Annotated in this window: 23 protein-coding genes; 13 read left to right on the top strand and 10 right to left on the bottom strand. The window is 71.8% G+C overall.

What is annotated here, in order from left to right:
- The first annotated feature begins 3 nt into the window (after positions 1–3).
- Both AB0C46_RS26965 and AB0C46_RS26960 read left to right on the top strand, forming a co-directional pair.
- A complete protein-coding gene (locus tag AB0C46_RS26965; protein WP_362830881.1) occupies positions 4–726 on the top strand; it encodes a response regulator transcription factor in 723 nt (240 codons plus the stop codon).
- Positions 723–2,120, top strand: coding sequence for a HAMP domain-containing sensor histidine kinase (locus AB0C46_RS26960; protein ID WP_362830880.1), 1,398 nt, complete (start codon positions 723–725; stop codon positions 2,118–2,120). Before AB0C46_RS26965 ends, AB0C46_RS26960 begins: the two co-directional genes overlap by 4 nt.
- A 180-nt stretch (positions 2,121–2,300) precedes the next feature.
- On the opposite strand, the gene AB0C46_RS26955 is transcribed toward AB0C46_RS26960, so the two are convergent.
- The 4 genes from AB0C46_RS26955 to AB0C46_RS26940 form a co-directional block, all read right to left on the bottom strand.
- Positions 2,301–4,001, bottom strand: a complete 1,701-nt coding sequence (locus tag AB0C46_RS26955; protein WP_362830878.1) for a methylmalonyl-CoA mutase family protein — start codon at positions 3,999–4,001, stop codon at positions 2,301–2,303.
- A gap of 172 nt (positions 4,002–4,173) precedes the next feature.
- Positions 4,174–4,506, bottom strand: coding sequence for a DUF3817 domain-containing protein (locus AB0C46_RS26950; protein ID WP_362830876.1), 333 nt, complete (start codon positions 4,504–4,506; stop codon positions 4,174–4,176).
- Between the two features lie 60 nt (positions 4,507–4,566).
- The gene (locus tag AB0C46_RS26945; RefSeq protein WP_362830875.1) at positions 4,567–5,076 is read right to left on the bottom strand and encodes a MarR family transcriptional regulator; all 510 of its coding nucleotides are present in this window, start codon (positions 5,074–5,076) and stop codon (positions 4,567–4,569) included.
- A gap of 43 nt (positions 5,077–5,119) precedes the next feature.
- Complete coding sequence (locus AB0C46_RS26940) at positions 5,120–6,484, bottom strand: MFS transporter (RefSeq protein WP_362830873.1); 1,365 nt, start codon at positions 6,482–6,484, stop codon at positions 5,120–5,122.
- 82 nt (positions 6,485–6,566) lie between these two features.
- Between AB0C46_RS26940 and AB0C46_RS26935 the strand changes: the two genes are divergently transcribed.
- Positions 6,567–7,556 carry a DUF5937 family protein gene (locus tag AB0C46_RS26935; protein ID WP_362830872.1) on the top strand — a complete coding sequence of 330 codons (990 nt, stop codon included), beginning with the start codon at positions 6,567–6,569 and terminating at the stop codon, positions 7,554–7,556.
- A gap of 39 nt (positions 7,557–7,595) precedes the next feature.
- Here AB0C46_RS26935 and AB0C46_RS26930 read toward each other — a convergent pair whose 3' ends face one another.
- Both AB0C46_RS26930 and AB0C46_RS26925 read right to left on the bottom strand, forming a co-directional pair.
- Entirely contained in the window at positions 7,596–7,907 is a 312-nt protein-coding gene (locus AB0C46_RS26930) for an MTH1187 family thiamine-binding protein (RefSeq protein WP_042148849.1), read from the bottom strand.
- A complete protein-coding gene (locus AB0C46_RS26925; protein ID WP_362830870.1) occupies positions 7,904–8,254 on the bottom strand; it encodes a DUF3817 domain-containing protein in 351 nt (116 codons plus the stop codon). Before AB0C46_RS26925 ends, AB0C46_RS26930 begins: the two co-directional genes overlap by 4 nt.
- A 200-nt stretch (positions 8,255–8,454) precedes the next feature.
- On the opposite strand from AB0C46_RS26925, the gene AB0C46_RS26920 reads away from it, so the two are divergent.
- The 4 genes from AB0C46_RS26920 (at position 8,455) to AB0C46_RS26905 (ending at position 11,143) form a co-directional block, all read left to right on the top strand.
- Positions 8,455–9,093 carry an AIM24 family protein gene (locus AB0C46_RS26920; RefSeq protein WP_362830868.1) on the top strand — a complete coding sequence of 213 codons (639 nt, stop codon included), beginning with the start codon at positions 8,455–8,457 and terminating at the stop codon, positions 9,091–9,093.
- The gene (locus tag AB0C46_RS26915) at positions 9,093–9,776 is read left to right on the top strand and encodes an AIM24 family protein (protein ID WP_362830867.1); all 684 of its coding nucleotides are present in this window, start codon (positions 9,093–9,095) and stop codon (positions 9,774–9,776) included. The genes AB0C46_RS26920 and AB0C46_RS26915 overlap by 1 nt, the downstream gene beginning before the upstream one ends.
- A complete protein-coding gene (locus AB0C46_RS26910) occupies positions 9,773–10,546 on the top strand; it encodes an AIM24 family protein (RefSeq protein WP_362830866.1) in 774 nt (257 codons plus the stop codon). The genes AB0C46_RS26915 and AB0C46_RS26910 overlap by 4 nt, the downstream gene beginning before the upstream one ends.
- Before the next feature lie 120 nt (positions 10,547–10,666).
- Positions 10,667–11,143 carry a MarR family transcriptional regulator gene (locus AB0C46_RS26905; protein WP_362830865.1) on the top strand — a complete coding sequence of 159 codons (477 nt, stop codon included), beginning with the start codon at positions 10,667–10,669 and terminating at the stop codon, positions 11,141–11,143.
- Positions 11,144–11,200: 57 nt separating this feature from the next.
- On the opposite strand, the gene AB0C46_RS26900 is transcribed toward AB0C46_RS26905, so the two are convergent.
- A complete protein-coding gene (locus tag AB0C46_RS26900) occupies positions 11,201–12,610 on the bottom strand; it encodes a HAMP domain-containing sensor histidine kinase (protein ID WP_362830994.1) in 1,410 nt (469 codons plus the stop codon).
- Between the two features lie 4 nt (positions 12,611–12,614).
- The gene (locus AB0C46_RS26895) at positions 12,615–13,331 is read right to left on the bottom strand and encodes a response regulator transcription factor (RefSeq protein WP_362830863.1); all 717 of its coding nucleotides are present in this window, start codon (positions 13,329–13,331) and stop codon (positions 12,615–12,617) included.
- Positions 13,332–13,439: 108 nt separating this feature from the next.
- On the opposite strand from AB0C46_RS26895, the gene AB0C46_RS26890 reads away from it, so the two are divergent.
- Positions 13,440–14,144 (top strand): PepSY domain-containing protein, encoded by a 705-nt coding sequence (locus AB0C46_RS26890; protein WP_362830862.1) that lies wholly within the window; start codon positions 13,440–13,442, stop codon positions 14,142–14,144.
- 713 nt (positions 14,145–14,857) lie between these two features.
- On the opposite strand, the gene meaB is transcribed toward AB0C46_RS26890, so the two are convergent.
- Together meaB and AB0C46_RS26880 are read right to left on the bottom strand one after the other, a co-directional pair.
- Positions 14,858–15,817 (bottom strand): methylmalonyl Co-A mutase-associated GTPase MeaB, encoded by a 960-nt coding sequence (gene meaB, locus AB0C46_RS26885; RefSeq protein WP_362830861.1) that lies wholly within the window; start codon positions 15,815–15,817, stop codon positions 14,858–14,860.
- Positions 15,818–15,889: 72 nt separating this feature from the next.
- Positions 15,890–17,065, bottom strand: a complete 1,176-nt coding sequence (locus tag AB0C46_RS26880; protein WP_362830993.1) for an acetyl-CoA C-acetyltransferase — start codon at positions 17,063–17,065, stop codon at positions 15,890–15,892.
- A 173-nt stretch (positions 17,066–17,238) separates the two neighbouring features.
- On the opposite strand from AB0C46_RS26880, the gene mce reads away from it, so the two are divergent.
- The 5 genes from mce (at position 17,239) to AB0C46_RS26855 (ending at position 25,191) form a co-directional block, all read left to right on the top strand.
- The gene (gene mce / locus AB0C46_RS26875) at positions 17,239–17,679 is read left to right on the top strand and encodes a methylmalonyl-CoA epimerase (protein ID WP_362830860.1); all 441 of its coding nucleotides are present in this window, start codon (positions 17,239–17,241) and stop codon (positions 17,677–17,679) included.
- A gap of 208 nt (positions 17,680–17,887) precedes the next feature.
- A complete protein-coding gene (gene scy / locus AB0C46_RS26870) occupies positions 17,888–22,138 on the top strand; it encodes a polarized growth protein Scy (protein WP_362830858.1) in 4,251 nt (1,416 codons plus the stop codon).
- A 113-nt stretch (positions 22,139–22,251) separates the two neighbouring features.
- Complete coding sequence (locus AB0C46_RS26865; RefSeq protein ID WP_018087363.1) at positions 22,252–23,190, top strand: cellulose-binding protein; 939 nt, start codon at positions 22,252–22,254, stop codon at positions 23,188–23,190.
- A gap of 198 nt (positions 23,191–23,388) precedes the next feature.
- Entirely contained in the window at positions 23,389–24,414 is a 1,026-nt protein-coding gene (locus tag AB0C46_RS26860; protein ID WP_362830857.1) for an ATP-binding cassette domain-containing protein, read from the top strand.
- A gap of 3 nt (positions 24,415–24,417) precedes the next feature.
- Positions 24,418–25,191 (top strand): ABC transporter permease subunit, encoded by a 774-nt coding sequence (locus AB0C46_RS26855; RefSeq protein ID WP_362830856.1) that lies wholly within the window; start codon positions 24,418–24,420, stop codon positions 25,189–25,191.
- Positions 25,192–25,355 lie beyond the last annotated feature (164 nt).

The following is a 25,355-nucleotide window of genomic DNA, read 5'->3' as shown; positions in this document are numbered from 1 at the left end:
CCTATGTCCATGCCGCCCACCCCCGGGAACACCCCAGCCCCCAAGATCCTCGTCGTCGACGACGAACCGGAGGTGCGCGCCGCCGTCGAGGACGGCCTCGCCGTGGAGGGCTATGCGGTGCGCGGCGCCGCCGACGGCCTGGCCGCCCTCTCGGAGGTCGCCGCCTGGCAGCCGGACGCCCTCGTCCTGGACGTGCTGATGCCCGTCCTGGACGGTCTGGCCGTCTGCCGCCGGCTGCGCGCACTGGACGACCGCACCCCGATCCTCGTCCTGACCGCGCTGGACTCGGTCAGCGAACGGGTCGACGGGCTGGACGCCGGCGCGGACGACTATCTCGTCAAACCCTTCGCCCTGGACGAACTGGTCGCCCGGGTCCGCGCCCTGCTGCGGCGGGCGTCGGCCATGGCCGTGGAGGAGACCCAGCTCTCCTTCGGCGATCTGGTCGTCGACCCCGTGACCCGCACCGGCCACCGGGCGGGCCGTCCCCTGGAGTTCAGCCGCACCGAATGGGCGCTGCTGGAGCTGTTGCTGCTGCACCCGGGGCAGGTGCTGCCGCGCGAGGTGATCCTGGAGCGCGTCTGGGGCCGCGACTTCGGCCCGGACTCCAACTCCCTGGCCGTGTACATCGGTTATCTGCGCCGCAAGCTGGAGGCGGGCGGCGAGGCCCGGCTCGTCCACACCGTGCACGGGATCGGCTACCGCCTGGGCCACCCGGAGGGCACATGACCGGCACCCGCGGCCTGGGGGCCCGCTGGCGGCGCAGGCGCCCGCTGCGCGCCCGGCTGGCGCTGGCCGCCTCCTCGGCGGTGGCACTGGTGGCGGTCGGCGTCTGTGCGGCCGCGTTCTCCATCATCGACTACCAGATGACCCGTCAGCTGGGGCTGAACCTGACCCAGACGGCCACGCAGGCCATCCGGGAGCGCCACGACTGGGGCCCGACGCCCAGTGACACCATCTGCCGGTACCCGGCCTCGCCCTGTATCCAGATCGTGCCGTCCAACCCCGACAAGGACCCGCGCGAGCGGTATGTGCTGCCCGTCTCCGACGCCACCCGGCAGGTCGCCGACGGCCGGCGCGCGGCGTTCTACAGCAAGCTGACGGTGGCCGGCCAGCCGGTCCGGATGCTCACCACGCGCCTGGGGGGCAAGGACGAGGCGGTGCAGGTGGCCCAGCGCTCCGACACCGTCGACCGGGGCGTACAGCAGGCCGCCTGGGCGCTGTCCGCGGTCGGCGGCGCCGGCGTCCTGCTGGCCGCCGCACTGGGCTACTGGGTGTCCCGTACGGGCCTGGCCCCGGTCGCCCGGCTCACCGCCACCGCGGAGCGCATCGCCGCCACCCGCGACGCCCGCCACCGCATCGAACTCCCCGCGGGCCCGACCGCCCGGGAGGACGAGATCACCCGGCTCGCCACCAGCTTCAACACCATGCTCGGCGAACTGGAGCAGTCCGTCACCGCCCAGCGCCGGCTGGTCGCCGACGCCTCCCACGAGCTGCGCACCCCGCTGACCGCGCTGCGCACCAACGCCGAACTCCTGGCCCGCGCCGACCGTTTGACCGACGCCCAGCGCGACCGTGCCTCGGCCGCCCTGGGCCGCCAGCTGCGCGAGGTCACCACGCTCGTCAACGATCTGATCGAACTCGCCCGTGACGAGGAACCCCAGCCGCTGGTCGAGCAGGTACGCCCGGCCGCCCTCCTGGAGCATGCCGTGGGCGCGGCCCAGGAGCACTGGCCGGAGATCACCTTCACTGCCGCCGTCGACCCGGCCGCGGCGGGCACCGTGCTCCCCGGAGTGCCGCCCCGCCTCGCCCGGCTGCTGTCCAACCTGCTCGACAACGCCGCGAAGTTCTCCCCGCCGGGCGGCCCGGTCGAGACCGAACTCGCCTGCGTACCGGGCGCATTGGAACTGACCGTACGCGACCACGGCCCCGGCATCGAGGCCGCCGATCTGCCCCATGTCTTCGACCGCTTCTACCGCGCGAAGGCAGCCCGCGCCCTGCCCGGCTCCGGTCTGGGCCTGGCGATGGCCCGCCAGATCGCCCGCGCCCACAACGCCGACCTCACCGCCGAGCAGGCACCGGGGGGCGGGGCGCTCTTCCGGCTGCGGATGCCGCTGCCGTGACGCGGCCGGCGGACGGCGGGGCGGCGCCCGGCCGGCGGACGGCGGGGCGGCCGGGGCGGCGGACGGCGGGGCGGCCGGGGCGGCGGACGGCGGGGCGGCGCCAGGTCCTTTGCACAGGGGCGGGGCGGCAGGTAGGTCACCCGCCGCCCCGCCCCGGGGCTCTCCTCGGCCGGCCGGGCGTCAGAACCCGGCGGGCTCGGTGTAGACGCCCCACTCGTCGCGCAGGGCACCGCAGATCTCGCCGAGGGTCGCCTCGGCCCGTACGGCCTCCAGCATCGGCTCGATCATGTTGCTGCCGCCCCGTGCGGCCTCCAGCATCGTCTTGAGCGTGGCCTGCACCCGGGCGTCGTCCCGCGCCGCCTTCCGCGCCCCGAGCGCCCGTACCTGCTCCCGCTCGACCTCGTGGCTGACCCGCAGAATCTCCAGATCGCCGGTGACCGAGCCGTGGTGGCAGTTGACGCCGACGACCTTCTTGTCGCCCTTCTCCAGCGCCTGCTGGTACTGGAAGGCGGATTCGGCGATCTCGCCGGTGAACCAGCCGTCCTCGATGCCGCGCAGGATGCCGGAGGTGATCGGGCCGATCGGGTGCTCGCCGTTCGGCACCGCCCGCCTGCCGCGCTCCTTGATCTGGTCGAAGATCTTCTCGGCGTCCGCCTCGATCCGGTCAGTCAGCGACTCGATGAACCACGAACCCCCCAGCGGGTCCGCGACATTGGCGACGCCGGTCTCCTCCATCAGCACCTGCTGGGTGCGCAGCGCGATCTCCGCGGCCTGCTCACTGGGCAGCGCCAGGGTCTCGTCCAGGGCGTTGGTGTGCAGCGAGTTGGTGCCGCCGAGCACGGCCGCCAGGGCCTCGACGGCGGTACGGACGACGTTGTTGTACGGCTGCTGGGCGGTCAGCGAGACGCCGGCGGTCTGGGTGTGGAAGCGCAGCCACTGCGCCTTCTCGCTCGTGGCGCCGTACACATCGCGCATCCAGCGGGCCCAGATCCGGCGTGCGGCGCGGAACTTGGCGATCTCCTCGAAGAAGTCCAGATGCGCGTCGAAGAAGAAGGACAGGCCGGGGGCGAAGGTGTCGACGTCCAGCCCGCGGGAGAGGCCCAGCTCCACATAGCCGAAGCCGTCGGCGAGGGTGTACGCCAGCTCCTGCGCGGCCGTCGCGCCCGCCTCGCGGATGTGGTAGCCGGAGACCGAGAGCGGCTTGTACGCGGGGATGCCGCGGGCGCAGTGCTCCATGAGGTCGCCGATCAGGCGCAGATGCGGCTCCGGCTGGAAGAGCCACTCCTTCTGCGCGATGTACTCCTTGAAGATGTCCGTCTGCAGCGTGCCGTTCAGGACACCCGGGTCGATCCCCTGCCGCTCGGCGGCCACCAGATACATGCAGAAGACCGGTACGGCGGGCCCGCTGATCGTCATGGAGGTCGTGACATCGCCCAGCGGAATGTCCCGGAACAGCACCTCCATGTCGGCGGCCGAGTCGATGGCGACACCGCAGTGCCCGACCTCGCCCAGCGACCGCGGGTCGTCGGAGTCGCGGCCCATGAGGGTCGGCATGTCGAAGGCGACGGAGAGGCCGCCGCCGCCCGCCTTGAGGATCATCTTGTAGCGCTCGTTGGTCTGCTCGGCGTTGCCGAAGCCCGCGAACTGGCGGATCGTCCACGTCCGCCCGCGGTAGCCGGTCGGATACAGCCCCCGTGTGAAGGGGAACTCGCCCGGCCACCCGATCCGCTCGAACCCCTCGACCGAGTCGCCGGGCCGGGGTCCGTACGCCGGCTCGACAGGATCACCCGAAAGCGTGGTGAAGTCCGCATCCCGCTTACGGGCGGAGTCGTACCGAGCCTGCCAGCGGCGGCGGCCCTCATCGATCGCGTCAGCGTCCATACCTTGAATTTACTAGGACGTCCTACTACTTGTCGACGGGAGGGGCCCCTGAGTCGCCGTATGCGTTGCGGTGCTCACTTTCCGTAAGGGTGCCGGAGCGACGCAAAAAGCGCCCGTCCCTTGAAGGGACAGGCGCGTTCCGCAGGGTTTCAGGGACCGGCCGGGGCGGCGGTCAGGCCTTCACCGGCTCCGGGGTGTCACCGGCGATCAGCGGCTCGACCTCCCGCACCACCTGGCGCTCGACGAAGAACGCCGCGGTGGGGATGGTGCCCGAGATCAGCACCCACAGCAGCTTGCCGAACTTCCACTTGGCCTTGGAGCCCAGGTCGAAGGCGAAGACCAGGTAGATGATGTAGAGCACGCCGTGGATCTGGGAGACGACGAGGGTGAGGTCCTTGCCCATCCCGAAGCCGTACTTGAACACCATGCAGGTGCAGAGCACCAGCAGCATCACGGCGGTGACGTAGGCCATCGCCCGGTAACGGGTCAGGACGCTTCGCTTCATGCCCCGAGCGTAACCAGCCGTTCCGGGGCGATCTTCGCCGCCCCCCTGTGCACGCGGGCCCTATTCGTCCTGGAAGTCGTCCGCCGCCACCCGCAGCGGCCGCAGCAGCGCAAAGATCTCCGCGCACTCCTCGGAGTCGTAGGCCCCGAGCCCGAAGTCCATCGCCATCAGGTCGCGGGTGGCCGCGTCACACACCTCGCGGCCCTTTTCCGTGATGGTGGCGAGCGTGCCCCGCCCGTCGTTCGGATTCGGCCGCTTGGCGACGAGGCCGGACTTCACCAGCCGGTCGACGGTGTTGGTCACCGAGGTGGGGTGCACCATCAGCCGCTCGCCGATCTTCGACATCGGCAGCTCGCCGGCCTTGGAGAAGGTCAGCAGCACCAGCGCCTCATAGCGCGCGAAGGTCAGCTCGTACGGCTTGACCACCGCGTCCACCTCGGACAGCAGGATCTGATGGGCGCGCATGATCGAGGTGATCGCGGCCATCGAGGGCACGGCGCCCCATCGCTGCTGCCACAGTTCATCGGCGCGGGCGATGGGATCGAAAGCAAGGCTGAGCGGCTTCGGCACGCATCCGACACTACCCGGCGGTCATATGGTGGTCAGCCGCGTCTCACTTTTCGGTCCCGGACACCGGCCCGGCCGGTCCGCGCACCGGCCCGGCGGCTGCCCGGCCCGGCCGCGGCACCGTACGCCGGACCTCGAAGATCACCGCCAGCACACAGACCGCCCCCAGCACCCCCGCGGCCGGCATCACGGCCCGCAGCGGCGCGTACTCCGCAGCGACCCCGGCCAGCCCCATCGCCAGCCCCATCACCGTCATCCGCCCCGCCTGCATCACCGTCATCGCCTGGCCCAGCAGCTCGTCGGGGACCGCGGCGACGAACCAGCGGTCGACCCCGAAGTTGTACGCGATCCCGGTGCCGGTCAGCGCGAGCAGCAGCACCGCCCAGCCGAGCGAGGGCTGCGCGGCGAAGCCCAGCGAGGGCAGCACGGCGAAGACGCCCATGGGGAAGGTCAGCCGGGCACGGGCCCGCGGCCCGAGGAACGAACCCACCAGGCTCTCGGCGACCACCGCACCAATGGGCATGCTGCACATCAGCAGCCCCATACCGGCCGGCCCGGTGCCGAGCAGGCCGGCGTAGGGGACCAGCAGCGCCTCGGGGATCGAGACGAACGCCGGGGGCAGCCACGTCAGCAACAGCAGCGCCCGCACCCGGCGGTCGGCCAGCAGCCGCCGGCCCCCGCCGAGCGAGGCCCCCAGCAGCGCCCCGCGTTCCGCGCCCCGGGCCCCGGCCCGCGCCGGCCGCGCCAGGGTCCCCAGCCGCAGCAGCAGCGCCGACCCGAGGAACGCACCGGCGGTGAGCGCGAGCACCGCCGCCGGGGAGACCACCACGAGCAGCAGGCCGCCCGCCGCGAACCCGGCGAGCTGCGCGCTCTGGTTCACGATGCGGATCACCGACCGCCCCAGCACGAACAGCTCCCCCGCGCCGAGGATCTCCCCCAGCGTCGCCGCCCGGGTCCCCGCGAAGACCGGCGCGACGGCCGCGATCACACAGCGCAGCACCAGCAGCACCCCCACCGGCGTGCCCGGCGTCACCATCCCCACCGCCGCCAGCGCGCACAGCACATCGCAGCCGACCAGCACCCGCCGGGCCGGATACCGGTCGGCGACCGCCGACAGCAGCGTCCCGCCGACGGCGTACGGCAGCAGCCCCAGCGCGAAGGTCAGAGCGCTCAGCATCGGTGACGCGGTGAGCCGGAAGACCAGCACGGACAGCGCGATCTCGCAGACGACCACACCGAGGGAGGACAGCAGATGCGCGGCGAAGACGAACCGGAACTCGGGGACGGCGAACACGGCGCGATAGCCGTCCGGGCGGGGGGCACCGGCGTACGCTCCGGCATCGGCGGCAGCACCCGCATCAGGGCAGGCGGAAGGGTGGCCCGACGGCGCGGGCCCGGAAGGCGAGGGCATGTCCGCAGACTGCCGGACCCGGGAGCCGCCCCGTATTCTTTCGGCTCCAGCCGAATCCTGCGTCCGGGGGGAGCGTGCGGCCGTGCCGGTGAACATGCATTTCGGCGCCGACGACCTGCTCCGCATCCGGTTCGCGGTCTCCCCGCTGTGCGAGACCCATGAGGCCGTACGGACCCTGCGCCGCACCGACCGGCACGGCTATCACACACCGTGGCTGCGCCGGATGCGCGAGACGCTGGCGGGGCTGGACCTGACACCGCTGTGGCTCTTCATGCCGCCGTCGCCCCCGGGGGGCTACACCCCGGACTTCCTGGGCCGCCCGCCGGACACCCCGCTGGCCGGCTTCGACGAGGAGCTGGCGCGGCTGCGCGCCACCGATCCGGCCCTGGCCCGTGCGGAGATGGCCAAGTCGCTGGCGGGCCGGCCGGCGGCCGCGGAGTCGGCGCGCGGCCGGGCGGCGCTGGCCGATCCGGCACGGGCGGTCCAGGAGCTGGCCGATGTCACCGAACGGGCCTGGCGGGCGCTGCTCGCCCCGGACTGGCCGCGGCTGCGGGCGCTGCTGGAGGCCGAGATCGCCTACCGGTCGCGGCAGTTGGCGGGCGGCGGACTCCAGCGGCTGTTCGCCGATCTGCATCCGCGGCTGTCCTGGTCGGGTGACACGCTGACGGTCCGCACCCGTACCGACTTCGCCCAGATGCAGGATCTGGACGGCCGCGGAGTGCTGCTGCTGCCGAGCGTCTTCGTGTGGCCGGACGTGATCAGCGGTTTCGACCCGCCGTGGCAGCCCACCGTGATCTACCCGGCGCGCGGTATCGGCGGGCTGTGGGCCGAGCCGGCGGCGGGTCCGGCGCTGGCGCGGCTGCTGGGGGCGAACCGCGCGGCCGTGCTGGCCGCGCTCGACACACCGTCGACCACGACGGCCCTGGCCCACCGTCTCGGCCTGGCGCCGTCCTCCGTCTCGGGGCATCTGTCCGTGCTGCGCGACGCCGGTCTGCTGGCCTCGCGCCGCCACGGACATCAGGTGCTGTACGAGCGCACCCCGCTGGGGATCACCCTGGCGGCGGGCGGCTGACGCCCCGACGGGGCGCTGGGTGTGCTGTCCCGGGACCGCTCAGGCCCGCGGGGTGCCGCCCTCGGTGAGATACCGCTCCACGGTCTCGACCTTCGAGGTCAGTCCGTCGGTGACGCCGGGCCGGATGTCGGCCTTCAGCACCAGCGAGACCCGCCCCGAGCGGGCCTCGACGGCCGCGACCGCACGCTTGACGACGTCCATGACCTCGTCCCATTCACCTTCGATGGAGGTGAACATGGCGTCCGTACGGTTCGGCAGCCCGGATTCACGGACGACCCGGACCGCGTCGGCGACATATTCACCGACGTCCTCGCCGACGCCCAGCGGGCTCACGGAGAAGGCGACGATCATGCGCTCACGACGCCTTCCTTGCGCGCCCGGGCGGCGATCACGCCGGCCTCCTCCTCGCGCTTGAGGATCCGGTCCCCGAAGAGTCCGCCGAACGGCAGGATCGCCAGCACGAAGAAGAAGGCGACGCGCTTGACGGACCACTTGGTGCGGTTCCACACGTCCAGCAGCAGCACCACGTAGGTGATGAAGAGCAGGCCGTGGATCATGCCGAGCGGCATCACCAGGGAGTCGTAGTCGAAGGCCAGGCGGAAACCGGTACCGAAGATCAGCAGCGCCGGGAAGGAGATCGCCTCCGGGATGGAGGCCAGGCGCAGTCGGTGCAGGGCGGCGGCGGTCTTGATGTCCACGGGAACCTCGTTCGGGTGGCGGGCGAGGAGACTGCTTGTGCAAGGGTTCACAAGCTTTGCCCCATTGTTACAGCCGCCTCGGCGAGCACCGCGCCGGGGGGAGGCAAGGGGCCGCGGTCCCGCGGCCGGGAGGAGATTCCGGGCAATGTCAGGGACAAAGGGCCTGCCCCGCGCGGCCCCGGCCGACTACCGTCTGACCCGTGGCTCAGTTTCGGCTCCAGGGGAGCAAGGTGCTCGCCGTCGACATGACGGGCGATGCCGTCAAGGCGAAAAACGGTGCAATGGTCGCGTACGACGGCCAGATGTCGTTCAAGAAGATGTCCGGCGGCGGCGAGGGCCTGCGCGGCATGGTCACCCGGCGGCTCACGGGCGAGCAGATGGCCGTGATGGAGGTGAAGGGCCACGGCACCTGCTACTTCGCCGATCGCGCGAGCGAGATCAACCTGGTGGAGTTGCAGGGCGAGAAGCTGTTCGTCGAGGCCAGCAATCTGCTGTGCGCGGACGCCACGCTCCGTACGGGCACGACCTTCACCGGCCTGCGCGGCGCCTCCCAGGGCAGCGGCCTGTTCACCACCACCGTCGAGGGCAGCGGCCGGGCGGCGATCACGTCCCACGGCTCCGCGGTGGTGCTGCGGGTCACCAAGCAGTACCCCCTCCAGGTCGACCCGGGCGCCTATATCGCCCACACCGGCGACCTCAAGCAGCACTTCCAGTCCGGGGTCAATTTCCGCACCTTCATGGGAGAGGGCTCCGGCGAGGCCTTCCAGATCCGCTTCGAGGGAGAGGGCCTGGTCTACGTGCAGCCCAGCGAGCGCAACACCGTGGGCGGTGAGGTCTGATGCCGTTCACCCTGCTCAACTCCCGCATGGTGGAGGCCAGGATCGGCCCGGGCCAGCGGCTGTTCAGCCAGCGCGGTGCGATGATCGCCTACCGCGGCGAGGTCTCCTTCACCCCGAACATCCAGGGCGGCCAGGGCGGCGTCGGCTCGATGATCGGCCGCCGGATCGCCGGCGAGGCCACCCCCTTGATGACCGTCGAGGTCCCCCAAGGCCCTCATGGCCAGGGAGGTGCCCCCACCGCAACGGTCATGTTCGGCCACGGCGGCCACCATGTGCAGGTCGTCGACCTGACGGGCGAGACCCTGTACGTCGAGGCCGACCGGCTGCTGGCCTTCGACGGCTCGTTGCAGCAGGGCACGATGTTCATGGGCGCGCAGGGCGGGGTGATGGGCATGGTGCGCGGCCAGGTCACCGGCCAGGGCCTGTTCACCACGACCCTCAAGGGCGTCGGCTCGGCCGCGGTGATGGCGCACGGCGGCGTGATCGAGCTGCCGATCACGCCCCAGCGGCCGGTCCATGTCGACCCGCAGGCCTATGTCGCCCACCGCGGCGACGTCCGCAACAAACTGTCCACGGCGCTCGGCTGGCGCGACATGGTGGGCCGCGGCTCGGGCGAGGCCTTCCAGCTGGAGCTGTCGGGCCAGGGCACCGTCTACGTACAGGCGTCGGAGGAAAAGCTGTGACCGGTCCCGTCGTCCACGACATCCATTCGCTCCCCGCCGACGACAACGTCCATGCGTATGCCTTCAGCGTCGAGCTGGACGGCCAGTGGTTCCTGCAGAAGGGGAAGATGATCGCCTACTACGGGCAGATCGACTTCCAGGGCATCGGACACGGCCGTCTGGACCGCCTGATCGCCGGAAGTTTTCATTCGCCACTGCACGCCGCGGACTGGGTCGTTGCCGAGGGCCGGGGAAAGATGCTGCTCGCGGACCGTGCCTTCGATGTGAACTCCTTCGATCTGGAGGACGGCAACCTGACGATTCGCTCGGGCAACCTGCTCGCATTTCAGCCATCTCTGTCGCTGAAGCAGTCGATCATCCCGGGCTTTCTCACCCTCATCGGAACGGGCAAGTTCGTGGCCGCGTCCAACGGCCCGGTGGTCTTCATGGAGCCGCCGATCCGGGTGGACCCGCAGGCCCTCGTCGGCTGGGCGGACTGCCCCTCCCCGTGCCACCACTACGACCACCAGTACCTGCAGGGATTCCTGGGCGGACTGCGGGCGCACACCGGGATCGGCGGGGCGTCCGGAGAGGAGCACCAATTCGAGTTCGCCGGGGCCGGCACGGTTCTGCTGCAGTCGACGGAGCAGCTGATGCCGGAGCTGGCGACCGGCGCGGTACCCACCGAAGAGGGCGTTCCGGGCGGGGGCGGACACGTCCCACACAGTGGCTCACAACTGCCCCAGCTCCCCGGCAACCTCGGGAGCCTCCAGCGCCGCTTCGGGCTGTGAGCGGTACTCTGCGGACGGTGACCTCGAACGTCTGACCAACCACCGGCCCCGGCCGGACGAGGGACACCGCCCCCGGCATGATTAATTCACTATTCAACTTTTACGGGTAGAATTCACTCCATGACGACCGACAGCGACACCCCCTGGCTGACCGACCAGGAGCAGTGTGCCTGGCGCACCCACCTCGATGTCAGCAGGCTGCTGATGCACCAACTCGAGCGCGACCTGCAACCGTTCGGCCTGACGAACAACGACTACGAGATCCTGGTCAACCTCTCCGAGGCCGAGGACCGACGCCTCCGGATGAGTGACCTGGCCACCAGCACCCTGCAGTCCAAGAGCCGTCTCTCCCACCAGATCACCCGCATGGAGAACGCCGGTCTGGTGCGCCGTGAGAGCTGCGAGTCGGACCGCCGTGGCCTCTACGCCGTCCTCACGGACGAAGGCTGGGACACCATGCGCCGGGTCGCCCCGCACCATGTCGCCTCGGTCCGCAAGCACTTCATCGACCTCTTCACCGCCGAGGACCTCCAGTCGCTGCGGACCTCGCTCGGTCCGGTGGCCGAACACCTCCGCAAGGAGCGCGGCGGCCTCTGACCGGCCGGCCTCGGCCCCCCGACCGGGCCGAGGCCCCGTCGCCGGGCCGCAACGGGCTCAGCCGGCCACCGGCAGCCGCAGCTCGAACACCGATCCCGCGCGCACGGCCAGCGAACCGCCGTGCCGCACCGCGACATCCCGTGCGATGGCCAGCCCCAGCCCGGCCCCGCCGTCGTCCCGGGCCCGTGCGTCGTCGAGCCGTACGAACCGCTCGAAGATCCGCTCCCGCTCGCTCTCCGGCACCCCGGGCCCGTCGTCCTCGACCCGCAGCACCGTCCACTCCCCCTCGCGCACCACGGCGACCCGCACGGACGAGACGGCATGCCGCTGCGCGTTGTCCAGCAGGTTCGTCAGCACCCGCCCCAACTGACCGCGGGACCCCGCCACTTCCCCGCCCGCCAGCTCGCCGAGCCGCACCGGAATCCGGTCCGCGACCCGCTGCGAACTCTCCTCACGCACCATCGCCGCCAGATCCACCCGGGCCCCGCCCGGCCGCTCCCCCGCGTCCAGCCGGGCCAGCAGCAGCAGATCCGCCGCCAGCCGCTGCAGCCGCACGGTGTCCTCCACCGCGCCCGGCACATCCAGCAACTCCGGGTGCGCCACCCCCACCTCCAGCTGGGTGCGCAGACTCGCGATCGGGCTGCGCAGCTCGTGCGAGGCATCCGCGACGAACCGCCGCTGCCGCTCCACGGACGACTCCAGCGCCGCCAGCGTCTCGTTGGTCGTCCGGGCCAGCCGGCCGATCTCGTCCTTCGACGACGGCACCGGCACCCGCCGGCTCAGATCCGTACTCGCCGTGATCGCGGCCATCTCCCCGCGAATCCCCTCCACCGGCCGCAGCGCCCGCCGGGTCACCAGCCAGGTCACCCCCGCCACCACCACGAGCAGCAGCGGCAGCCCGATCAGCATGGCGTCCCGCACCGATCCGACGGCGTCCCGCTCCGCCGCCAGCGGCGACCCCGCGCGCACGGTCGCCTGCTCGCCACTGGTGTCCTTGGCCTCGACCGCCGCGAACCGGTAGTCGGCCACCGTCCCGTCGACGTCCGCGGTCCCGTCCCGGTGGTGGATATCGTCGTCGACCTCCCCCGGCTTGAGCCCACGCTCCTCGTCGTCGCCCTCGTCGTCCTCGTCCCCCGCCGGCGGCGCGACGCTCCCCGCACCCTGCGGTGTCTTCGCCACGCGCTTCCCGTCGACGGCCCGCACGTCCTCGCCGACCGCCAGCACCCGCCCGTCGTCAGCGGCGACCACCACCGGATGGTCATCGCCGTCCGGCAGATCCAGCTTGTCGTACGGCGTACCCGTCGCGATCTGCGAGGCCACCTCGCGCGCCGCGACCTCCGCCTGCAGCCCGGCCTGGTTCTGCAGATTGCCTTGCAGCACCAGCAGCACCGCCGTACCCGCCGCGATCAGCGCCAGCGCGACCACCACGGTCGCCCCGGCCGCCGCCCTCGCCCGTACCGAGCCCAGCACGCTACCCACCGGCCACCAGCCGGTATCCCGCGCCGCGCACCGTCACGATGTGGCCGGCGCCGAGCTTGCGCCGCAGTGCGCTCACGTACACCTCGATGATGTTGACATCGCCCTCGTAGGCGAAGTCCCAGACGTGCTCCAGGATCTCCGCCTTGGAGACCACCTCGCCCGCCCGCACCGCCAGCTGCTCCAGCACGGCGAACTCCTTCGTCGTCAGCGTCACTTCGACGCCGTCCCGCTCGACCCGCCGCGCGCCCTGGTCGATGGCCAGCGACCCCACCTGCAACACCGGCGGCGCGGTCCGGCCACGCCGCCGCAGCAGCGCCTTCACCCGTGCCACCAGCACCACATACGAGAACGGCTTGGTCAGATAGTCGTCGGCGCCGGTGTCCAGCCCCTCGGCCTCGTCGTACTCGCCGTCCTTGGCGGTCAGCATCAGAATCGGCACCTCATGGCCGGCCGCCCGCAGCGCCCCGCACACGCCGTAGCCGTTCATCCCCGGCAGCATGATGTCGAGCACGAGCAGGTCGTAGGTCTCCTCACTCGCCTGGTGGAGACCCGCCAGACCGTCGTGCACCACATCGACCGCATACCCCTCGGCCATCAGTCCCTTGGCCAGTGACAGGGCCAGCCGCTTCTCGTCCTCCACGATCAGGAGCCGGTAGGGACGGTGCGCGGCGGGACCGGGCGGGCGGTACTGCGAGACGGGCGGGTGCATGCGCTCACCATGCCATCCCCTTGCTGAAGCCCCCTTCAGGTGCCTTCAGGTCCCCTTCAGCTTCGTTCGGCCACTGTGTGGGCACAGCCGATCGCAAGGGGAGCAAACATGAAGCGCCATCTGATCATCGCCACCGCCGCCGCGGCCGCCCTCGTCGCCGGCGGTACGGTCACCGCCGTCGCGGTCAGCCACGACGGCTCCGGCAGCGCCCGGTCCGGCGCACCGGTCACGGCGCAACCGGCCGCCCACGACACGGGCTCCGGCACCGCCCAGGTGCAGGACAGCCGCTCCAGCATCCACCTGCAGGACGACGACGCCGACGGCCAGGAAGAGACCCGCGAGGCCCGCGCCGCCAAGGTGACCGCGCCGGACGCCGCGGCCGCGGCCCTCAAGGCCGTCCCTGGCACCGTGGCCGGGCTCGACCTGGACGCGGACCGTTCCGGCCTGGTCTGGGACGCGGATGTGCTGGGCAAGGACGGCAAGTCGTACGAGGTCACCCTCGACGCGGGCACCGCACGGGTGCTGAACCAGCACATCGACCACGACGATGACGACGACGCCCGCGAGCGCGCCGCCCTTCAGAACACCCGCACCGACGCCGGGACCGCCGCCCGTACCGCTGCGGCCTCGCACGGCACCGTGACCTCCATCGAACTGGACGACGACCACCGGGCCAAGGCGGTCTGGGAAGTCGAAACGGTCACCAAGGACGGCAAGGAGCACAAGCTGCTGGTGGACGCGCAGTCCGGCAATCTGAGCGCGGTTCCGGCGCATGACGCCGACGACGACGACAACGACGGCGCGGACGACTGACCCACCACTCCCCCAACCCCGGCCCCGCCCACGTCACCGTGGGCGGGGCCTTCGGTGTGGCTGGGGGTGCGGGTTTGCCGTGGGCTGGGGTGCGGGTTTGCCGTGGGCTGGCGCCGGTGCGCCTACGGGCGGTGGGTGGTGGGTCGGAGGGGACGCCCGGTAAGCCGTCCTCGGCGCGGGCGGCCCTGGTCCCTGAGGTTCCTCGCCCCGTTGTTCGCTCCGGGTCCTGCGGGCGGCTCACCGGACATCCCCTCCGACCTCCGTACGTGGGCGGCTGTCCCGCCGTACCGATCACCGTCACGACCATGCGCGGCACCTCTTGGCAGGGACCTGGCCAGGCCCCCGATCCTTGGGCGCGGCCACGTCTGGGCCGTGACGGACGGTGTCACCGGGCGGCAGTCGGCAACGCCGGACGGTTGGAGGGGATGTACCGGTGCCCGCCCGCAGGACTGGAGCGAACGCCGGGGTACTCAATCGCACGGAGCCGCGTCGCCCGCGCCGTGGGGGCACCTCCCGGCCGAAGGCTGGGGGAGGGTACCGGTGCGTCCCCTCCAACCCCCGCGGCAACCACAAACCCCGCAACACCCCAACCCCCACCACGCCGCCCCAGAAGCAAGTGACGGATCGGCCGCGCCACGAAGGGGCGCGGGGAACTGCGCGACCAGCCACAACACCCCCGCAGACAAACCACGCCACCCCGGGGGGGCACTGCCTCAGTCCCCGTTGGTCAGCCCGTCGACCAGTTCGTCCGCCGCCCGGTACGGATCCGTCTCGCCGGAGACGATGCGCTCGGCCAGCGCGTCCAGGCGGCGGTCCCCCCGGAGATCACCGATCCGTTCCCGCAGTGCCGTGACCGCGATGGTCTCGACCTCGTGGGCCGCACGGGAGCGGCGCCGCTGGGCGAGGACGCCGCGCTCCTCCATCCAGGCCCGGTGCTTTTCCAGCGCCTCGACGACCTCGTCGACACCCTCGCCACGCGCCGCGACGGTCTTGACGATCGGCGGCCGCCAGTCGCCCGCCGCACGGGATTCGCCGAGCCCCAGCATGTGGTTGAGCTCGCGGGCAGTGGCATCGGCCCCGTCCCGGTCCGCCTTGTTGACGACGTAGACGTCGCCGATCTCCAGGATTCCGGCCTTGGCCGCCTGGATGCCGTCGCCCATGCCGGGAGCGAGCAGCACCACGCTCGTATCGGCCTGGGAGGCGATCTCCACCTCGGACTGGCCGACGCCGACCGTCTCGACGAGGACCACGTCACAGCCGGCCGCGTCCAGGACCCGGATCGCCTGTGGCGCGGCCCAGGCGAGGCCGCCCAGATGGCCGCGGGTGGCCATGGAGCGGATGTAGACGCCGGGGTCGGAGGCGTGTTCGCTCATCCGGACCCGGTCGCCGAGCAGCGCGCCGCCGGAGAACGGGGAGGACGGGTCGACGGCGAGCACGCCGACCCGTTTGCCCGTCTTGCGATAGGCCGTCACCAGCGCGGAGGTGGTGGTGGACTTGCCCACACCGGGCGAGCCGGTCAGCCCGACCACATAGGCGTTGCCGGTGAGCGGCGCCAGGGCCGCCATCACCTCGCGCAGCTCCGGTGACGCCCCCTCCACGAGGGAGATCAGCCGTGCCACGGCCCTCGGCCGGCCCTGCCGTGCCTGTTCCACCAGCTGGGGGACGTCCACCATCGCCGCTCGGCTCCTTCGGCTCGCTCGTACGCGATTCGGCCCGCTCGTACGCACCGGCGTACGAGCTCTCGCTTACTTACCCGGTACGCGAATGATCAGCGCGTCGCCCTGGCCACCGCCACCACACAGCGCGGCGGCACCCACGCCACCGCCCCGCCGGCGCAGCTCCAGCGCGAGATGCAGCACGATCCGGGCGCCGGACATCCCGATCGGGTGACCCAGCGCAATGGCGCCGCCATTGACATTCACCTTTTCCGGGGACACCCCGAGGTCCTTCATCGACTGCACGGCGACGGCCGCGAACGCCTCGTTGATCTCGATCAGGTCAAGATCGTCGACGGCCAGGCCGTCCTTCTTCAGGGCGTGGTTGATGGCGTTGGAGGGCTGGGACTGGAGCGAGTTGTCCGGGCCCGCGACATTGCCGTGCGCACCGATCTCCGCGATCCATTCCAGGCCGAGCTCCTGGGCCTTGGCCTTGCTCATGACGACGACCGCGGCGGCGCCGTCGGAGATCTGCGAGGAGGTGCCGGCGGTGATCGTGCCGTCCTTGGCGAAGGCCGGCCGGAGCTTGCCGAGCGACTCCGCGGTGGTCTCGCCGCGGATGCCCTCGTCCTGGCTGAAGACGACCGGCTCGCCCTTGCGCTGCGGGATCTCCACGGGAGTGATCTCGGCCTCGAAGAGCCCGTTCTTCTGGGCGGCGGCGGCCCGCTGGTGGGAGCGCGCGGCAACCTCGTCCTGCTCCGGTCGGGCGATGCCCAAACGGGTGTTGTGCTTCTCGGTCGACTCGCCCATGGCGATGCCTTCGTAGGCGTCCGTGAGGCCGTCGTGGGCCATCGCGTCGAGCATCTCGACGGCGCCGTACTTGAAGCCCTCACGGGACTTCGGGAGCAGGTGCGGGGCGTTGGTCATGGACTCCTGGCCACCGGCGACGATGACGTCGAACTCGCCGGCGCGGATGAGCTGGTCGGCCAGCGCGATGGCGTCGAGGCCGGAGAGACAGACCTTGTTGACGGTCAGCGCGGGGACGTTCATGGGGATCCCGGCCTTGACGGCGGCCTGGCGTGCCGGGATCTGCCCTGTCCCGGCCTGGAGCACCTGGCCCATGATCACGTACTGCACCTGGTCACCGCCGATGCCCGCCCGGTCGAGTGCCGCCTTGATGGCGACGGCGCCCAGGTCGGCGCCGGAGAAGGTCCGCAGGGATCCCAGGAGCCGGCCCATGGGGGTGCGCGCTCCCGCCACGATCACTGAGGTGCTGCCGTTCGTGCCGTTCGTTGCAGACATGCGGTGCGGCCTTCCTTTGCAGGGAAGTTAACGAGGGTTCCCGTCAATGTACTGAGCGGTACCCGCCGGGTCACCGGCAAGCAGGTGTGATCGCGCGCACGTTGCGTAACCAGCCGTGTGGGCGGTGCACTGGAGCCATGCTGACGCGAATCGACCACATCGGGATCGCCTGTTTCGACCTCGACAAGACTGTCGAGTTCTACCGTGCCACGTATGGCTTCGAGGTGTTCCACACCGAGGTCAACGAGGAGCAAGGGGTCCGGGAGGCCATGCTCAAGATCAATGAGACGTCCGACGGCGGCGCCTCGTATTTGCAGCTTCTGGAGCCCACCCGCGACGACTCCGCGGTGGGCAAGTGGCTTGCCAAGAACGGCGAGGGGGTGCACCACATCGCCTTCGGTACCGCGGACGTGGACGGCGACTCCGAGGCAATCCGCGGCAAGGGCGTCCGGGTCCTTTACGACGAGCCCAGGACGGGTTCGATGGGGTCCCGGATCACCTTCCTGCACCCCAAGGATTGTCACGGTGTGCTCACCGAACTCGTCACCGCGGCGCCTGCCACCTCGACAGACCACTGACCTTCACCTTCCCCGGCCGGTAGAGTGCAGCCTCGGCCGGGGTACGGGAGTGGGGCTCGGTCCATACTCTGCCGATGATCTGACACCATTTCTTCGGAAGGGTCAGCTCCGATGGGCGCGAGTCCGGTACGACGTGACGTGTACGGGACGAGCGCCGCAGGACCGGAGACGGCCGCCACCATGACCAGGGGACGGATGGGACCGCGCAGTGCGGGGCAACGACCGCTACGAGGCTGACGACCACCTCTCGCAGTTCGAGGCCGAGATGGAGCGGCTGAAGACGGAGCGGGACAAGGCCGTTCAGCACGCCGACGACCTCGGCTATCAGGTCGAGGTGCTGCGCGCCAAGCTCCATGAGGCGCGCCGCAACCTCGCGACCCGCCCTGCCTACGACAACGTCAGTCATCAGGCCGAACAGCTGCTGCGCAATGCGCAGATCCAGGCGGACCAGCTGCGTACCGATGCCGAGCGGGAGCTGCGCGAGGCACGGGCACAGACCCAGCGGCTGCTGCAGGAGCAGGCCGAGCGGCAGTCCCGGCTGGAGGCCGAGCTGCACGCCGAGGCGGTCAGCCGCCGGCAGCGCCTCGACGAGGAGCTCAACGAGCGCCGGCAGACCGTCGAATCGCATGTCAACGAGAACGTCGCCTGGGCCGAACAGCTGCGGGCCCGTACGGAGTCGCAGGCCCGCCGGCTCATGGAGGAGTCCCGCAGGGAGTCCGAGCAGGCGCTGGCGGCCGCACGGGCCGAGGCACAGCGGCTGGCCGAACGCGCCCGGGAGCGGCTCGGCACCGAGGCCGAGGAGGCCCGCGCCGAAGCGGAAAGCATCCTGCGCCGGGCGCGTACGGACGCCGAACGGCTGCTGAACGCCGCCTCCAGCCAGGCCCAGGAGGCCACCGACCAGGCCGAACAGCTGCGTACCAGCGTCGGCACCGAGTCGGAGGAGGCCCGCCGGCAGGCCGCGGAGCTGACCCGCACCGCCGAGGCCCGCGTCCAGGAGGCGGACACGGCGCTGCGCGAGGCGCGCGCCGAGGCGGAGAAGCTGGTCGACGAGGCGCAGCAGAGCGCCACCAAGCGGCTGACGGCGGCCGAGTCGGACAACGAGCAGCGCACCCGTACGGCCAAGACGGAGATCGCCCGGCTGGTCGGTGAGGCCACCAAGGAGGCCGAGGCGCTCAAGGCCGAGGCCGAGCAACTGCGGTCGGACGCCCGCGCGGAGTCCGAGCGGCTGCTCGCCGAGGCGCAGGAGTCCGCGCGGTCGCAGGCGGCGGAGGACTCCGCGGCACAGCTGGCGAAGGCCGCGCGCACCGCCGAGGAGGTGCTGACCAAGGCGTCCGAGGACGCCAAGGCCACCACCAAGGCCGCCGCGGAGGAGGCCGAACGGCTGCGCAAGGAGGCCGAGTCCGAGGCGGACCGGCTGCGCGAAGAGGCCCACGACACGGTGGCGCAGCTCAAGGGCGCGGCGAAGGACGACACCAAGGAGTACCGCGCCAAGACCGTCGAACTCCAGGAGGAGGCACGGCGGCTGCGCGGCGAGGCGGAGCAGCTGCGCGCGGACGCGGTCGCCGAGGGCGAGCGGATCCGCGGCGAGGCCCGCCGGGAGGCGGTCCAGCAGATCGAGGAGGCGGCCGGGACCGCCGAGGAGCTGCTGGCGAAGGCCAAGTCGGACGCCGAGGAGACCCGTTCGGGTGCCGTCGCGGAGAGCGAGCGGGTGCGGACGGAGGCCATCGAGCGTGCCTCGGCACTGCGCCGCCAGGCCGAGGAGGCCCTGGAGCGGTCCCGTTCGGAGGCCGAGGAGCTGCTCACCGAGGGCGCCCAGGCCGCGGAGATGGTGACCACCGAGGCGGAGGAGTCCGCCGCACGGCTGCGCGCGGAGGCCGAGCAGGCCGCCGACGAGCGGCGCGCCGAGGCGCAGGACGAGCTGGACCGGCTGCGCACCGAGGCCGAGGAGAAGGTCACCGCCGCCGAGAGGTCGCAGCGCGACGCCCGCGCGGAGGCCGAGCGGCTGCGCCGGGAGACGCAGGAGGAGGCGGCCCGCCTCAAGGCGGAGTCGGCGGAGCGGCGCCGGACGCTGCAGCAGCAGGCCGAGGAGGAGGCCGAGCGGCTGCGCACGGAGGCCGCTTCGGATGCGTCGTCGGCGCGTTCCGAGGCCGAGTCGGCGGCCGTACGGCTGCGGACCGAGGCGTCGGCCGAGGCGGAGCGGCTCAAGGCGGAGGCCCAGGAGACCGCGGACCGGGTCCGTGCCGAGGCGGCCACGGCCGCCGAGCGCACGGGTGCGGAGGCGGCGCAGGCGCTGGCCGCGGCCCAGGAGGAGGCCGCGCGGCGGCGCCGGGAGGCCGAACAGCTGCTGGGTGAGGCCCGCGAGGAGGCCCACCAGGAGCGCACCGCGGCGCGCGAGCAGAGCGAGGAGCTGCTGGCGTCGGCCCGTACGCGGGTGGGCGAGGCGCAGGAGGAGGCCCAGCGGCTGGTCGAGGACGCGGACCGGCGGGCCGGCGAGCTGGTCGCGGCGGCCGAGCAGACCGCGCAGCAGGTGCGGGACTCGGTCGCGGGGCTGCACGAGCAGGCCGGTGAGGAGATCGCCGGGCTGCGTTCGGCGGCCGAGCACGCCGCGGAGCGCACCAAGGCCGAGGCGCAGGACGAGGCGGACCGGATCCGCAAGGACGCCTACGAGGAGCGGGAGCGCGCCTCGGAGGACGCGGCGCGGGCCCGTGCGGAGGCGCAGGAGGCCACGGAGGCCGCGAAGTCCCTCGCGGAGCGGGCGGTTTCCGAGGCCATCGAGGAGGCCGACGGGCTGCGCGCCGAGGCGGCCGGCGTGGTGGACGAGGCGCGCCGGGAGGCCCACACGGCGCGGTCCGAGGCCGCCGAGCAGGCCGACCAGCTCGTGTCGGAGGCGACCGCACAGGCCGAGAAGCTGGTGGCGGACGCCACGGCGAAGGCACAGCAGCTGCGTACCGACGCCTCGGACGCGCTGGCGGCCGGCGAGCAGGACGCGGCGCGGGCCCGTGCGGAGGCACGGGACGACGCGAACCGGATGCGCTCGGACGCCGCGGAGCAGGCGGACCGGCTGATCACCGAGGCGCGTACGGAGGCCGAACGGATTGTCACCGAGGCCACCGAGCTGACGTCTTCGGCGCAGGACGACGCGGACCGTACGGTCCAGGAGGCCCAGCAGGCCGCCGAGCGGCTGCGGTCCGAGGGCGAGCAGCAGGCACAGCGCCTGGTGGCGGAGGCGACCGAGACGGCGGAGCGGCTGCGGGCCGAGGCGGCCGGGGTGCTGGAGGACGCCCGCAAGGACGCGGACCGTACCGGCGACGAGGCGCGCAAGGCGGCCAACAAGGCGCGTTCGGACGCCGCGGAGCAGGCCGACGAGCTGATGTCGGAGGCCGCGACGGAGGCCGAGCGGCTGCGCACGGAGGCGGCCGGGACGACCGCGGACGCCGAGCGGGACGCGGACCGTACCCGGGCCGATGCCCGGGAGCAGGCCGACCGGATGCTCGCGACGGCCACCGCGGAGGCGGACCGGCTGCGGGCGGAGGCAGCCGAGACGGTCACCGCCGCGCAGGAGCACGCCAACCGCACCCGTAACGAGTCCGCGAAGCTCAAGGAGGACGCCGAGGCGGCGGCCGGACAGACCCGGACCGAGGCTCAGCAGGAGGCGGACCAGCTGCTCGACGAGGCGCGCAAGGACGCCGCCCAGCGCCGCGGGGACGCGGCCGAGCAGGCCGACCAGCTCGTCGCCAAGGCCCAGGAGGAGGCGCTGAAGGCGGCCACCGCCGCCGAGGAGCAGGCCGACACGATGGTCGGGGTGGCCCGCAAGGAGGCCGAGCGGCTGGTCTCGGAGGCCACCACCGACGGCAATGCGCGGGTGGAGAAGGCCCGTACGGACGCGAACACGCTGCTGGAGGAGGCCCGCCGCGACGCCACCGGCATCCGGGACCGCGCCGAGGAGCTGCGGCAGCGGATCGAGTCCGAGGTCGAGGAGCTGCACGAGCGGGCCCGCCGGGAGTCGGCGGAGACGATGAAGAACGCCGGCGAGCGGGTCGACAAGCTCATCGCGCAGGCCACCGCCCAGCAGGTGGAGGCCGAGGAGAAGGCCGACCGGATGGTGGCGGACGCGAACAGCGAGGCGAGCAAGGTCCGGATCTCGGCGGTGAAGAAGGCCGAGGGCCTGATCAAGGAGGCCGAGAACAAGAAGGCCGAGGCGGTGCGCGACGCGGAGCGCAAGCGCATCGAGGCCGAGGCGGAGGCCGCCCGCATCGTGGACGAGGGCAAGCGGGAGCTGGAGGTGCTGGTGCGCCGCCGGGAGGACATCAACGCCGAAATCTCCCGCGTTCAGGACGTTCTGGAGGCCCTGGAATCGTTCGAGGCACCCGGTGGGGGCGGGGAGGGCAAGGGCGGTGGTGTGAAGGCAGCCGCCGCAGCGGGCGCAACTCGTTCGAGTGGCAAGCAGTCTGAGGGGTAGCCACTCAAATGAGGGGTCATTCTCCAGATCAAACGGGCAATGACTCGATGACACGCCGTTGTGACCCCTAGGATTCTCCTTATCACCTCACCGGTCTCTTCGACAGGAACCCCATGAGCGACACTTCCTCCCCCTTCGGCTTCGAGCTCGTGCGGCGTGGGTACGACCGCGGTCAGGTGGACGACCGCATTACGAAGCTCGTCGCCGACCGCGACAGCGCGCTGGCCCGCATCACGTCGCTGGAAAAGCGGATCGAGGAGCTGCACCTCGAAACGCAGAACGCCCAGGCGCAGGTCAATGACGCCGAACCGTCCTACGCGGGCCTCGGCGCGCGCGTGGAGAAGATCCTCCGGCTCGCCGAAGAGGAGGCGAAGGATCTGCGCGAGGAGGCCCGTCGGGCCGCCGAGCAGCACCGGGAGCTGGCCGAGTCGGCCGCCCAGCAGGTCCGCAACGACGCCGAGTCGTTCGCCGCCGAGCGCAAGGCGAAGGCGGAGGACGAGGGCGCCCGGATCGTCGAGAAGGCCAAGGGCGAGGCGTCCACGCTGCGCGCCGAGGCGCAGAAGGACGCGCAGTCCAAGCGCGAGGAGGCGGACTCCCTCTTCGAGGAGACCCGTGCCAAGGCCGCGCAGGCCGCCGCGGACTTCGAGACCAACCTCGCCAAGCGCCGTGAGCAGTCCGAGCGCGACCTGGCCTCGCGTCAGGCCAAGGCAGAGAAGCGGCTCGCGGAGATCGAGCACCGCGCCGAGCAGCTCCGCCTGGAGGCCGAGAAGCTGCGTACGGACGCGGAGCGCCGGGCCCGCCAGACGGTGGAGACCGCGCAGCGCCAGGCCGAGGACATCGTGGCGGACGCGAACGCCAAGGCGGACCGGATCCGCAGCGAATCCGAGCGCGAGCTGGCGGCGCTGACGAACCGCCGCGACTCGATCAACGCGCAGCTGACCAACGTCCGCGAGATGCTGGCGACGCTGACCGGTGCGGCGGTGGCCGCGGCCGGTGCCCCCGGCGAGGACGAGACCGTCTCCCGCGGCGTCCCCGCCCAGCAGAGCCGCTGACCTCCCCCGGCTATCGCTGGGAGGTGCCCCCACCCCCAGCTCATGCTGGGTGGTGCCCCAGGCAGGTTCCGTTTCCGCTCAGCTGTTGCGCCCCCGTACCGCCTCCGTGGTGGTGCGGGGGTGCGGTGCGTACAGGGGGTCAGCCGGGCGGCCCCGCCCCGGTGGCAGGGGCCACCGGGCACGCCTAGCGTGCAGCACATGATCGAGCTCGAGGGGCTGACCAAGCATTACGGCGACAAGGTCGCCGTGGACCACCTCACGTTCACGGTGCGGCCCGGGATGGTCACCGGCTTCCTCGGCCCGAACGGCGCGGGCAAGTCGACGACCATGCGGATGATGCTCGACCTGGACAACCCGACGTCGGGAACGGTCCGGATCGACGGCAAGCACTACCGGCAGCTGAAGGATCCGCTCACCTACATCGGGGCACTGCTGGAGGCGAAGGCGGTGCACGGCGGCCGGAGCGCCGCCAACCATCTGCTGTGTCTGGCGCAGAGCAACGGCATTCCCCGCAGGCGGGTCGCCGAGGTGCTGGACAGCGTCGGGCTGAGCTCGGTCGCCAAGAAGCGCTCGAAGGGCTTCTCGCTCGGTATGGGCCAGCGGCTCGGTATCGCCGCGGCGCTGCTCGGCGACCCCCAGGTGCTGCTCTTCGACGAGCCGGTCAACGGGCTCGACCCCGAGGGCATCCACTGGATCCGCAATCTGATGAAGAACCTCGCCGGCCAGGGCCGCACGGTCTTCGTCTCCTCGCATCTGATGAGCGAGATGGCGCTGACCGCGGAGCATCTGATCGTCATCGGGCAGGGCCGGCTGATGGCGGACACCTCGATGAAGGACTTCATCCACCAGAACTCACGGTCGTACGTCCGGATGCGGTCCCCGCAGCAGGAGAAGCTGCTGGATCTGCTGCACGACGAGGGCATCGACGCGGTGGCCGTCGGCAACGGGTCGCTGGAGATCGACGGGGTCCCCGCCGACCGGCTGGGCGCACTGGCCGCCCGGCATCAGCTGGTGCTGCATGAGCTCAGCCCCCAGCAGGCGTCCCTGGAGGACGCGTTCATGCAGCTGACGGCCGAGTCGGTGGAGTATCACGCGCACGACGGCGAGCCGGTGCCGGCCCAGGCCGGGGCAGAGCGCCCGGGAGAGCCGCAGTCGGCCGGGGCACGACCGGGAGGACCGCAGCCGACCGGCTGGGGCGCGGACTGGCAGAAGAAGAGGAGCTGACGGATGGCGGCGCTCGGGCAGGTCATTCGGTCGGAGTGGACCAAGATCAGGTCGGTGCGGTCCACGGTGTGGACGCTGGGCATCGCCGTGGTGGTCACCATCGGGCTGGGCGTGCTGATCTGCACCCTGGCCAACAACGACTTCAACTCGATGCCGGCCCGGGACCGGCTGGCGTTCGACGCCACCAACATCAGCTTCGCCGGGATGGGGCTGGGCCAGCTGGCGATGATCGTCTTCGGGGTGCTGGTGGTCTCCAACGAATACAGCACCGGCATGATCCGCGCCTCGCTGGCCGCCGTACCGCAGCGCGGCACCTTTCTGTTCTGCAAGCTGCTGGTGTCCACCGCGCTGGTCTTCGTCGTCGGTCTCGCCACCAGCTTCGTGACGTTCTTCGCGGGGCAGGCGGTGCTCGGTGACCTCCGGGCGCACCTCGGTGATCCGGGCGTACTGCGTGCGGTGATCGGCGGCGGGCTCTATATGACGCTGATCGCGTTGTTCTCGATGGCGGTGGCCACGATGCTGCGCAGCCCGATGCTCTCGCTGGGCATCCTGATGCCGTTCTTCTTCCTGATTTCGAACATTCTCGGGAATGTCTCGGCGACCCGGAAGGTGGGCCGTTATCTGCCGGACCAGGCGGGCTCGAAAATCATGCAGGTCGTCGCGCCGGCCAACGACGAGGTCCCGTACGGCCCGTGGGGCGGGCTCGGCATCATGATCGCCTGGACGGTGGTCGCGCTGGTCTGCGGGTTCGTGTTGTTGAAGAAGCGCGACGCGTAGCGCTGCGCTTTGCTTTCGGCTCACGTTTTTGGCTGGCCCGCCGTGGGTGTTGCTCGCCGTTGCGCCTGCGGCGGGCGGGGTCCGCTGCGCGGGGCTGTGGGTGCGGTGACGGGCCGGAGGGGCTTGGTGTGTGGACTGCTTCGCTTGACGTCCACACACCAAGC

Source organism: Streptomyces sp. NPDC048637 (assembly GCF_040650675.1).
Lineage (GTDB): Bacteria > Actinomycetota > Actinomycetes > Streptomycetales > Streptomycetaceae > Streptomyces.
This window is presented reverse-complemented; position numbering and strand designations above follow the sequence as displayed.